Source organism: Nonomuraea sp. C10 (genome assembly GCF_008017515.1).
Classification (GTDB): Bacteria; Actinomycetota; Actinomycetes; order Streptosporangiales; family Streptosporangiaceae; genus Nonomuraea; species Nonomuraea ferruginea.
The window spans coordinates 5,724,453-5,735,586 of the sequence record NZ_VPFF01000001.1 but is presented as its reverse complement, the minus strand read 5'-3'; the positions used below and the strand labels follow the sequence as shown (position 1 = coordinate 5,735,586).

Genomic DNA, 11,134 nt, shown 5'->3' with positions numbered 1-11,134 from the left:
CAGGAACATGCGCACTACCGCTGATTTTCTCCGGCTGAACCGGCGCCGCTACCCCGAGCGCACGGCCGTGGTGGACGAGAACTCGCGGGTCACCTACGCCGAGCTGGCCGACCGGGCCTACGCGGTCGCGGCCGGACTGCGCGCCGACGGTGTCCGGCGCGGCGACACCGTGGGCATCCTGGCGGGCAACTCCATCTTCGTCGTCGAGGCGTACCTGGGCGTGCTGTGCGCCGGGGCGGTGCCGGTCATGTACAACTGGCGCTGGGCCACTCCTGAGCTGGTGTTCGGGCTGAACGACTCCCGGGCCGAGGTGGTCCTGGTCGACCAGGAGTGGGTCGCCTCGGTGAAGGCGGCGCAGGAGACCGGCGAGCCTCGTCACCTGCGCCGCGTGGTGGTGGAGGGCCCCGACTACGAGGCCTACCTGGGTGAGCCGGTCGAACCCGAGCTGACCGGCGACATGGACGCCACCAACGTCATCATGTTCACCGGCGGCACCACCGGCTTCCCCAAGGGCGTCGTGCTGTCCGAGCGCAGCGCCGTCGGCAACGGGCTGAACGAGATCATCGACACCGACATGGAGCACTCGGACGTCACGCTCCTCATCGCGCCGATGTTCCACGCCGCGTCGCTGCTGTGCTGGTTCGTGCCGCACCTGATGCTGGGCGCCACGTCGGTGCTGATGCGCCGTTTCGACGAGCGCCAGGTGGGCGAGGTGGTGCAGCGCGAGGGCGTGACCAACGGCTTCCTGGTGCCCAACATGGTGCGCAGGCTGCTCGCCGCGGGCGTCTTCACCGACTACGACTGGTCCGGCTACCGGCGCATGTACGTGGGCGGCGCGATCTTCAAGATGCCCGACAAGACAGCCGTCCGCGACGCGCTGCCGCACGTGCGCGTCTACTACCAGTACGGCCTGACCGAGGGCGGGCCGATCGTCACCCGGCTGCGCCCGGAGGACATGTTCAGGGAGGACGTCGACGGCTCGATCGGCCGCGAGTTCCTGCTCACCGAGGTGCGCCTGCGTGCCCTGGACAGTGACGACGAGGTGCCGCCGGGGACCGTCGGCGAGATCACCGTGCGCGCCCCCAACATCATGGACGGCTACTTCGGCAGGCCCGCGGAGACCGCGCAGGTGCTCAACGCGGAAGGCTGGCTGCGCACCGGGGACCTGGCCTCGCAGGACGAGAACGGCTACTTCTACTACCACGACCGCGCCAAGGACATGATCAAGACCGGTGGCGAGAACGTCTACTCGGCCGAGGTCGAGCGGGTGCTCTACACGCATCCGGGGATCAGCGAGGCGGCCGTCATCGGCCTGCCGAGCACGGAGTGGGACGAAGAGGTGTGCGCCGTGGTGGCGCTCAAGGAGGGCGCCGAGCTGGGCGCCGACGAGCTGAGGGACTACTGCCGAGCGCGCCTGGCGGGCTACAAGATCCCGAAGCGGATCGCCTTCGTGCCGGCGCGTGACATGCCGGTCAACGACAGCGGCAAGATCATGAAGACCCGGTTGCGGTCGATGGAGCTGTTCTGATGCGCTGGGCCACGCTGCGCACGCCTGACGGCACCCGCGCGGCCCGCCGCGAGGGTGCCGTGTACGTCCTGCTGGACGCGCCGGACGTGGGGGCGCTGCTGCGCCGCCCCGATCCAGCGCGCGCGGCCGAGGTGGGCCAGGTGCCCGTGGGCGAGGCGGACTGGGCGCCGCTGGTGACAAGCCCGGCCAGAGTCGTCTGCGTGGGGCTGAACTACCGCTCGCACATCGAGGAGATGGGCCGCGAGGCGCCCGAGCACCCCACGCTGTTCACCAAGTTCGCCAGCACCCTCACCGGCGCCCGCGACGACCTCGCCATCCCTTCCGACAGCGACCAGGTCGACTGGGAGGCGGAACTGGCGGTCGTGGTCGGCCGCCCGCTGCGGCGGGCCGATCCGGGCGAGGCGCTGGCGGCGATCGCCGGCTACACCGTCGCCAACGACGTCTCGATGCGCGACTGGCAGTGGCGGACCAGCCAGTGGCTGCCGGGCAAGGCGTTCGACGCCAGCACGCCGCTGGGGCCCGAGCTGGTGACGCCGGACGAGGTGGACCACGCCCGCGACCTGGAGGTCACGTGCGAGGTCGACGGCGTGGTCCGCCAGCGCGGCCGCACCTCCGACCTGGTCTTCGACGCGGCGGCCGCACTGGCCTACGTCAGCCGGTTCACCGCCTGGGAGCCCGGTGACGTCCTGCTCACCGGCACGCCGGGCGGGGTGGGGGCGGCGTCGGGGCTGCGGCTGGTGCCGGGGTCGGTACTCACCACGCGGGTCGACGGGCTCGGGACCTGCGTGAACCGGTGCGTCGCGGACTCCTGACCGGCCGGCAGGTCTCCCGCCGGTAACGATTCCGGCCCAGCGAAAAAGGGCCTTTAAGCAATCAGAAATCACATGGTACGTTGAGCGAACGGTCGTTCGTTCGTGTAGAGCGCCTCTGGCGACCGCCCGGAAGGGAGAATCTGGTGAAGTTCGATTCAGCGTCTGAGGGCCGGCCGCGCCCCCGGCGGTGGCGGCTGGCCGCCGCCGCCCTGGTGCCGCTGCTCCTCGCCGCCTGCGGCGGCAATGGACAGTCCTCGGGCGACGCCGCGTCCGAGCCCTACCATCTGGGCGTGCTGGTCGACCTGACCGGCTCGTACGCGGCGCTGGGCGAGGCCGAGAAGACGGCGACCGAGGCCTTCGCCAAGAAGGTGAACGCCGAGGGCGGCATCAACGGCCGCCAGCTCAAGCTGACCGTGGTCGACGGCCGCAGCAGCGAGTCCGACGCCGTGAGCGGTGTGCGCAAGCTGCACAGCGAGGGCGCGCTGGCCGTCATCGGGCCCAGCGGCACCAGCGCGAGCATCGCGATCAAGCCGATCACCGCCAGCCTCAAGATCCCGGCGATCGGCATGGCCTCCGGCACGGCGATCGTCGAGCCGATCGAGGAGGCGAAGTGGATGTTCAAGAACTTCCCGGACATCACCCGCTCCACCAGGGCCATGCTGTCGTTCGCCAAGGGCCTCGGCGCGAAGTCCGTCTCCGTGCTGGCGCCGAACAACGCCTACGGGCAGCAGCAGTCCAAGGCCGTGCCGGAGCTGGCCAAGGAGTACGGGCTGACCGTCGCGGGCAGCGAGCTGCACGACCCTGACGCCACCGACTTCGTCCCCCAGCTCACCAGGCTGAAGGGCGCGGCACCCGACAGCGTCATCGTCTACGGCGTCGTCCCCGGCAGCGCGGTCATCGGGCAGAACGCCAAGCAGATCGGCTTCGACGCCGAGTTCATCTACGAGCCGGGCTCCGCCTCGCCGGACTTCATCAAGGTCGGCCAGGACGCCGTCGAAGGCCGCTACGTGGTGGGGACCAAGGCGCTGGTGGCCGACAGCATCGCCGAGGACGACCCGCAGTACCAGGCGGTCAAGGACTTCGTCGCGGCGTACGGGGCCGAGCCGACCCAGTTCGCGGGCAACGGCTGGGACGCGATCACGATGTTCACCGAGGCCATCAAGAAGGCGGATCCGGACCTGTCGGACCTCGACGCGGCCCGCACGGCCATCCGCGACGCGCTGGAGAACCAGCTCGGCGGCACCGCGGCCGTGAACGGGATCTACCGCTACTCACCGACCGACCACTCCGGCCTCGGAAGCGAGGGGCTGGCACTGCTGCAGGTCAAGGACGGCGCCTTCCGCTACGCGGGAGGCCTGACCGAGACCGGCGAGGTCGTCCTCGACCAGGAATGACAAACCCGGGCGGCCGGTCCCCCCTCCCGGCCGCCCGCCTCCGCTCAGAGGCAGGAACATGAACTCGCAGGACCTCCTCCAGGTGATATTCACCGGGGTCACCAACGGGTCGATCTACGGCGCGATCGGGATCGGTTTCGTGGTGATCCACCGGATCACCGGCGTGATCAACTTCGCCATGGGCGACCTGGCCCTGGTCGGCGCCTTCGCCGCCGTGGTGCTGGCCAAGCTCGTGCCGCTGTGGCTGGCCGTCCCCCTCGGCATCCTCGTCGCGGCGGCGGCGTCGATGGTCGTCTACACGCTGGCGGTCCGGCCGCTGCGCAAGAAGGCGCTCCTCGTCCAGGTCATCGCGACCCTCGGGGTGGCGATCGGGGTGCGTTCCCTGCTGCAGATCATCTTCGGCAGCGGCGCGTACCAGCTGGCGCCCTTCACCGCGGGGCCGGCGATCAACGTCGGCGGCGCCACCATCGCCCGCCAGGCCCTGTGGGTCGTGGCGCTGACCGTGGTGATCGTCATCCTGCTGACGGTGTTCTTCGAGAAGAGCATGCTCGGCCGGGCGGTGACCGCCTGCGCCGTCAACCCGTTCGCCGCGGGCGTGGTCGGCATCAACGTCGCCCTGATGGCCGCGCTGTCGTTCGGTCTCGCCGGCGCGGCCGCGGGCACCGTGGCGATCGCGCAGACGCCGCTGTCGGTCATCACCGTGCTCGGCGGGCTCGCGCTCAGTCTCAAGGGTTTCGTGGCGGCGATCCTCGGCGGCCTGGACCGCATCGGGCTGACCGTCGTCGGCGGGGTCATCCTCGGGCTGATCGAGGCCGCGACGACCATCTTCGCCGGGTCGCTCTACACCACGCTCGCGGGCCTGACCCTGCTCCTCGCCCTGCTGATCTTCCGGCCGGCGGGACTGACCCGGCTCCGGGTGTCGACGCGGGTCTAGCGATGACAAGGAATCTGCCGTGAACTCACTCCGTAAGCACCGCACGGCCATGGGCGTGGCCGCCGCGATCCTCGTCATCGCGCTGGGCCCCCTGGCCGTCGACGACACCTACACCCAGGGCCTGATCGTCAACTTCGGCATCGACGCCGTGCTCGCGCTCGGCCTGGTGCTCCTGGTCGGATACGCCGGGCAGTTCTCCCTGGCCCAGGCCGCCTTCGCCGCGATCGGCGCGTACGGCTCGGCCATCGGCACCGTGCGGCTCGGCTGGCCGCCGCTGGTGTCCATGGTGGTGGCGGCGGCGGTGGCCGCCCTGCTCGTGTACGCCATCGGCCGGCCGATCCTGCGGCTGCGCGGGCACTTCCTGGCGATGGCCACCCTCGCCCTCGGCGAGATTCTCTACCTGTTGCTCACCAACTCCGAGGAGCTCGGCGGCTCGTCGGGCTTCGGCGGCATCCCGCCGTTCTCGGTGTTCGGGCTCTCCTTCGACGACCAGCGTGCGCAGGTCTACCTGGTGCTGGTCGTGCTGGCGCTGGGGCTCTGGTTCGCGGTGCGGATGAAGTCCAGCCGCGAGGGCCGCGCCCTGCGGGCGCTGCGCATCAACGAGACCGTCGCCTCCGCCCACGGCGTCGACGCCGCCCGCGCCAAGACCAAGGCGTTCGTGCTGAGCGCCGTCTTCGGCAGCGTCGCGGGCAGCCTGTACGCGCACACCATGATGTACGTCAACCCGGCGCCGTTCGGCGTCATGCACTCCGTCGAGATCCTGGTCGTGGCGGTCATCGGCGGCGTGCTGTCGCCGTGGGGACCGCTCGTGGGCGCGGCGGTGCTGACGCTGATCCGCGAGGCCAGCACCAGCGTCATCCCGGGGGTGCTCGGCGAGGGCGCGGTGGGCGCGGGCGAGGAGTTCACCGTCGGCCTGCTGCTCGTCCTGGTGCTCGTGCTCATGCCGGAAGGCGTCGTGGGCGCAATCGGCCGCCTGCGCGCCAGGCTCCTGCCGGCCAGGTCCGTCGCCGACCCGGCCCCGGCCCAGCCCTCGGCCCCGGTCACCGCCCCGTCGCCCGCTCGGAGTCCCGGACGGGTCCGCCTTCAGGTGTCCGGCCTGACCAAGCGGTTCGGCGGCGTCGTCGCCGTCGGCGACGTGGACCTGGTGCTGCACGACTCGGAGATCCTGGGCGTCATCGGCCCGAACGGCGCCGGCAAGAGCACGCTGATCAACCTCCTGTCGGGCGTGCTCACCCCCACCGAGGGGCGCATCGAGTTCGACGGCGAGGACGTCACCCGGGCGCCCGCCCACAAGGTGGCCGCCAAGGGACTGGCCCGCACCTTCCAGACGCCTGTGGTGTTCGGCGGCATGAGCGTGCTGGAGACCGTCCTGGTCGGCACCTACACCGTCGGCCGCGCGGGGATCGCCCGCTCGGTGATCCCCACCCCCGGCGTGCTGCGTGAGGAACGGCAACTGCGCGAGGCGGCCGAGGCGGCGCTGGCCCGCTGCGGGCTGGCGCACCTGGCCGACGTGGAGGCCGACCAGCTCTCGCTCGGCCACCAGAAGGTGCTGGAGATCGCCCGCGGCCTGGCGGGCCGGCCGGCTGTGCTGCTGCTCGACGAGCCGGCGGCCGGGCTCAACCGCGCCGAGAAGCAGCGGATGGCCGCCCTGCTCAGGGAACTGCGCGCGGAAGGCATCGCGCTGCTGCTGGTCGAGCACGACATGGAGATGGTGATGGAGCTGGTCGACCGGGTGCACGTCCTGGAGTTCGGCAAGACGCTGCGGGTCGGCACGCCGGACGAGGTCCGCTCCGACCCCGAGGTGATCCGCGCCTACCTGGGCGTCGACGAGGACGAGGACGAGGAAGGAGCCATCCGTGTCGATCATTGAGGTGAGCGGGCTCCGCTTCTCTTACGGGCCGGTCGAGGTGCTTCACGGCATCGACCTGCGGGTGGACGAGGGCGAGATCGTCGCGGTCATCGGCCCGAACGGCGCGGGCAAGACCACGCTGCTCAACGTGCTGGGCGGGGCGCACCGCTCCAGGTCCGGCACCATCGCGCTCCGCGGCGAGGACGTCACCCGCGCCTCCCAGGACTCGCTCGTGCGGCGAGGGCTCTCGCTCGTCCCCGAGGGACGGCAGATGTTCTCCAGCATGACGGTCGACGACAACCTGCTGCTCGGCACGTACGCGCGGCGCCGGGAGGTCGACGCCGACGGCCTGCGGGAGATGGTGTTCGAGCTGTTCCCCCGGCTCAGGGAGCGGCGCGACCAGCTCGCCGGCACGCTGTCCGGCGGCGAGCAGCAGATGGTGGCCATCGGGCGGGCGCTGATGTCGGACCCGTCGATCCTGCTGCTGGACGAGCCGAGCCTCGGCCTGGCGCCGCAGTTCGTCAGCCTGATCATGCGCACGATCCGGCGGCTGCGCGACAACGGCCGCACGGTGGTGCTCGTCGAGCAGAACGCCAAGGCCGCGCTCCGGCTCGCCGACCGGGCGTACCTGCTGGAGCTGGGCACCGTGCACGTGACGGGCCCGGCCCGCGAGCTGGCCCAGGACCCGCGGGTGGTCGCCGCCTACCTGGGCGGCGGTGACAACGCCGTCGCCTAGCGCAGGCCCATGAGGGCGGCCAGGGTGCGCATCGAGTGGTCGAAGGCCGTGTGCCTTTCCTCGATGGCGTTGTTCAGCTGGCCGAACAGCTCGAAGCTGATCCACCCGTACAGGGCGGTCCAGGACGTGAGCGCGCGGAACATCAGCTCGTCCGGGACGCCCGCCATGATCGTGCGCAGGTTGTCCGCGTCCGCCCTGAGCGCGTCGGGGGGGAGCGGCCGCAGCGGGGGCGGGTCGACGGCGTCCGCCTCGTGCGCCTCGCGCAGGGTCGCGCCGAGCACGGTCACGTCGCGCAGCCGGGCCGGGACCGTGTCCTGCGGAGCCTGGTAGCCGGGCACGGGTGAGCCGTAGAGCAGCGCGTACTCGTGCGGGTGCGCCAGCGCCCAGTCGCGCAGGCCGTGGCAGGCGGCGAGCCAGCGGCCGAGGTAGTCGTCGCGCGGGCAGGCGGCGTCGGCCCGCTCCACGGCCTCGCCGAGCGCGTTGTAGCCCTCGATGATCAGCGTGGTGAGCAGGTCGTCGCGGCTCGGGAAGTAGCGGTAGATCGCCGAGGACACCATGCCCATCTCGCGGGCGACCGCGCGCAGCGACAGCCCGCCCGCGCCCTCGGTGGCCAGTTGGCGGCGGGCGATGTCGGTGATCTCCCTGGTGAGCTCGGCTCTGACCCGCTCTCGCGCGGTACGGCTCGCTGTCATGCCCAGCACGTTACCAGAGCGCACGCCGGAAACGAGAGCACTGCTCTTGACGATGGCCGCTCTCTTGAGAGAGCATTGCTCTCGTAAGGGAACGGCAGTCACTCAGGAGGTCGTCGTGCTCCCCATCGCCAAGGGCGCCAACCTGGCGCTGATGTTCTTCCTGGAGCTCGGGGTGCTCGTCTCCGCCGGCTACTGGGGGTTCACGCTGAGCCAGCACTGGGGCGTGAAGCTCCTCGCCGGGCTCGGCGCGCCCGCGCTGTTCGTCGCCGCCTGGGCCCTGTTCGGGGCGGGAGGCGGCGCCAACGCCGTCATCCCGCTCACCGGCCTGGCGCGCGCCGCGCTGGAGATCCTCTGGTTCGGCGGCGGCGCGCTGGCGCTCTACGCGGCCGGCGCCGCCGTTCCCGCCGGGGCGCTCGCCGCCCTCTTCGTCGTCAACGCGGTCCTCCGCATCGTCTGGAAGCAGGTCTGATCATGGGCAAGCACGTCGTCGTGGGTTCCGGCCAGGTCGGTGCGCATCTGGCACGCGAGCTCCTGGACCGGGGTCACGAGGTCACCGTGGTGACCCGGTCGGGAAGCGGTCCCGAAGGAGCCGTCAAGGTGGCGGCCGACGTCGCCGACCGGCGCCGCCTCATCGAGATCACGAAGGGCGCGGACGTCCTCTACAACTGCGTCAACCCGCGCTACCACCGCTGGCTCACCGACTGGCCGCCGATGGCCGCGTCGTTCCTGGCCGCGGCCGAGGCCAGCGGCGCGGTGCTGACGATCCTCGGCAACCTCTACCCGTACGGCCCGGTCACCGGCCCCATGACCGAGGACCTGCCGCTCGCCTCCGCCAACCCCAAGTTCCGGGTACGGGCCCGCATGTGGGAGGACGCGCTGGCCGCGCACCGGGCCGGCCGGATCCGGGTGACCGAGGTGCGCGGCTCCGACTACTTCGGCCCCGGCGCCACCGACCAGTCCTACCTGGGCACCCGGTTCCTGCCCGCGCTCAAGGCAGGCAGGACCGTCCAGGTGGTCTGGCCCCTCGACGTCCCGCACAGCTGGACGTACCTGCCCGACGTGGCCAGGGCGCTGATCGTCGCCGGGGGCGACGAGCGGGCGTGGGGGCGGCCCTGGCACGTGCCGACGGCGGAGCCGATGACGTTCCGCCAGGTGGGGGAGGAGATGGCCCGGCTGCTCGGCCGGCCCGCGCCGAGGATGGTCCAGCTCCCGTGGCCGCTGGTGCGGGCGGCCGGGCTCTTCCAGCCCATGATCGGCGAGCTGCGGCACGTCCGCTACCAGTTCGTCGCGCCGTACGTGCTCGACTCGTCCGCCTTCCAGCGGACCTTCGGGGTCGCTCCGACCCCCGTCGGCGAGGCGTTCAAGGCTACGCTCGACGCGTGAAGACCGCCCTGATCGGCCTCGGCGACATCGCGGAGAAGGCCTACCTGCCGGTGCTGGCCGCCCATCCCGGGCTCGACCTCCACCTGTGCACCCGTGACCGGGCCAGGCTGCGCCGCCTCGGCGACGCCTACCGGGTCGACCGGCGGTTCACCACGGTGGACGAGGTGGTCGAGGCCGGGGTGGACGTGGCGTTCGTGCACGCCGCCACCCCCGCCCACCCGGAGATCGTGGAGACGCTGCTGTCCGCGGGGGTGCACGTGTACGTGGACAAGCCGCTGGCCGACAACCTGGGCGACTGTGAGCGGCTGGCCGCGCTGGCCAGGGCCGGGGGCAGGTCCCTGATGGTGGGCTTCAACCGCCGGCACGCGCCGGGCTACGCCGCCCTGGCGGAGCTGCCCCGGCACCTGGTGCTGATGGAGAAGAACCGGGAACGCCTGCCGGGCGCCCCGCGCCAGGTGGTCTTCGACGACTTCATCCACGTCGCCGACACGCTCAGGTTCCTGGCGCCGGGCGAGGTCACCGGCACCCGCTTCCGCACCCGGGTGAACGGCGACGGGCTGCTGGAGCACGTCGTGCTGGAGCTGTCCGGCGACGGCTTCACCGCCATCGGGGTGATGAACCGGGTGAGCGGGGCCTCCGAGGAGAGCTGCGAGGTGATGGGCGACGGCGTCAAACGCCGCGTGGTCAACCTCGGCGACGTGGTCGACTACGCCGGCGGCGAGACGCTGCGGCGGCGGCCCGACTGGGTGCCGGTCGCCCGCCAGCGCGGCATCGAGGCGATCTGCGCGGAGTTCCTGGCCGCCGTCGGCGCGGGCCGCCTGGTCACCGCCGACGACGCCCTGGTCACCCACGCGCTCTGCGAGGAGATCGTCACTTCGATCGGAGCATGATCCGGTCGGCCTGCTCGTACATCCGGGTGAACGTCCTGCTGCCGAGCCGGCTGAGCACGGTGAAGCCCTTGTCGTCGCGGAGCGGGCTGGAGGAGGAGACGACGCCGGCCACCCCTCCCTCGTACAACGCGGGGCCGCCGCTGCCGCCGGCCGCCGCGTGGCAGTTGCGGGTGACCAGCACGCCCGGCCCGCGTTCCTTGCCCTCCACCGCGTCGCCGACGCAGCGGTACATGCGGTTGCCCGGATACTGCTTGCCCGCCGGGTAGCCGAGCAGCTCCAGCCCGCGCAGCGGGGTGCCCCTGCGGGTCGGCAGCGGGCGCAGCCCCCGCCCGGTCAGGTCCTCCAGCCGGCCGCGCGGCTTGGCCGACACCCCGGCCAGGCCGACGTCGTACGGCAGCAGGTCGGGCCCGAAACCCCGGCCGCGCCAGCGGGAGGGCACCCACGTGCGCTCCACCGGCCACACGCCCTCGACCGGCCGGCCCTGGTCGTAGCCGGGCAGGAACGCGAGCTGCTCCAGCATCCGGCCGTGGTTACGCAGGCAGTGCGCCGCCGTCAGCACCAGGCTCCGGCTGCGGGAGCGCACCACGGTGCCGCCGCACGTGATGTGGCGGCCCGTCTCCCGGTCGCGGCCGACCAGGACGCCGGTCAGCCGCCGCGTGCCCGTATAGGGCCGCGGCACGGGGGCGTAACCCAGCCGGTCGCCTTGGGGCGTGAGCACCTCCCGCGCCGGGATGTTACGCCGCGGGACCTCGGCGACGCCGGAGGGATCGAGCAGGGCCAGACAGAGCACCAACCTCAACACCCACCTACTTCTAGCAGGAAACGATCAGCGCCCTGACCAGCGACATCAAGGTTTACCCAACCTGGGTACTTCTCACCCCCGCGGGGGTACGGCCTGCCCGTGGACCCGGCCAGG

Annotated in this window: 11 protein-coding genes; 9 read left to right on the top strand and 2 right to left on the bottom strand. The window is 71.9% G+C overall.

Features of this window, described 5'->3' with window-relative positions; genetic code table 11:
• Positions 1-7 precede the first annotated feature (7 nt).
• The 6 genes from FR742_RS26230 (at position 8) to FR742_RS26205 (ending at position 7,253) form a co-directional block, all read left to right on the top strand.
• Positions 8-1,528 (top strand): class I adenylate-forming enzyme family protein, encoded by a 1,521-nt coding sequence (locus tag FR742_RS26230; protein ID WP_148033405.1) that lies wholly within the window; start codon positions 8-10, stop codon positions 1,526-1,528.
• Entirely contained in the window at positions 1,528-2,340 is an 813-nt protein-coding gene (locus FR742_RS26225; protein ID WP_148033404.1) for a fumarylacetoacetate hydrolase family protein, read from the top strand. The genes FR742_RS26230 and FR742_RS26225 overlap by 1 nt, the downstream gene beginning before the upstream one ends.
• Positions 2,341-2,483: 143 nt before the next feature.
• A complete protein-coding gene (locus FR742_RS26220; protein ID WP_187281308.1) occupies positions 2,484-3,734 on the top strand; it encodes an ABC transporter substrate-binding protein in 1,251 nt (416 codons plus the stop codon).
• Positions 3,735-3,792: 58 nt separating this feature from the next.
• Positions 3,793-4,668 carry a branched-chain amino acid ABC transporter permease gene (locus FR742_RS26215; RefSeq protein WP_148033402.1) on the top strand — a complete coding sequence of 292 codons (876 nt, stop codon included), beginning with the start codon at positions 3,793-3,795 and terminating at the stop codon, positions 4,666-4,668.
• A 19-nt stretch (positions 4,669-4,687) separates the two neighbouring features.
• Positions 4,688-6,538, top strand: a complete 1,851-nt coding sequence (locus FR742_RS26210) for an ABC transporter permease subunit (protein ID WP_148033401.1) — start codon at positions 4,688-4,690, stop codon at positions 6,536-6,538.
• On the top strand, positions 6,525-7,253 hold the full coding sequence (locus tag FR742_RS26205) for an ABC transporter ATP-binding protein (RefSeq protein WP_148033400.1): 729 nt from the start codon (positions 6,525-6,527) through the stop codon (positions 7,251-7,253). The genes FR742_RS26210 and FR742_RS26205 overlap by 14 nt, the downstream gene beginning before the upstream one ends.
• Here the strand turns inward: FR742_RS26205 and FR742_RS26200 are convergent.
• Complete coding sequence (locus FR742_RS26200) at positions 7,250-7,945, bottom strand: TetR/AcrR family transcriptional regulator (RefSeq protein ID WP_148033399.1); 696 nt, start codon at positions 7,943-7,945, stop codon at positions 7,250-7,252. The genes FR742_RS26205 and FR742_RS26200 overlap by 4 nt on opposite strands.
• Before the next feature lie 115 nt (positions 7,946-8,060).
• Between FR742_RS26200 and FR742_RS26195 the strand changes: the two genes are divergently transcribed.
• Genes FR742_RS26195 through FR742_RS26185 form a run of 3 tightly spaced genes read left to right on the top strand, consistent with a single transcriptional unit; the run spans position 8,061 to position 10,218 of the window.
• Positions 8,061-8,414: a YrdB family protein gene (locus FR742_RS26195; RefSeq protein ID WP_148033398.1), complete on the top strand. Its 354-nt coding sequence runs from the start codon at positions 8,061-8,063 to the stop codon at positions 8,412-8,414.
• Between the two features lie 2 nt (positions 8,415-8,416).
• On the top strand, positions 8,417-9,328 hold the full coding sequence (locus FR742_RS26190) for an NAD-dependent epimerase/dehydratase family protein (protein WP_148033397.1): 912 nt from the start codon (positions 8,417-8,419) through the stop codon (positions 9,326-9,328).
• Positions 9,325-10,218, top strand: coding sequence for a Gfo/Idh/MocA family protein (locus FR742_RS26185; protein ID WP_148033396.1), 894 nt, complete (start codon positions 9,325-9,327; stop codon positions 10,216-10,218). The genes FR742_RS26190 and FR742_RS26185 overlap by 4 nt, the downstream gene beginning before the upstream one ends.
• Here FR742_RS26185 and FR742_RS26180 read toward each other — a convergent pair.
• Entirely contained in the window at positions 10,199-11,020 is an 822-nt protein-coding gene (locus tag FR742_RS26180) for a serine protease (RefSeq protein ID WP_148033395.1), read from the bottom strand. The genes FR742_RS26185 and FR742_RS26180 overlap by 20 nt on opposite strands.
• Between the last annotated feature and the right edge of the window lie 114 nt (positions 11,021-11,134).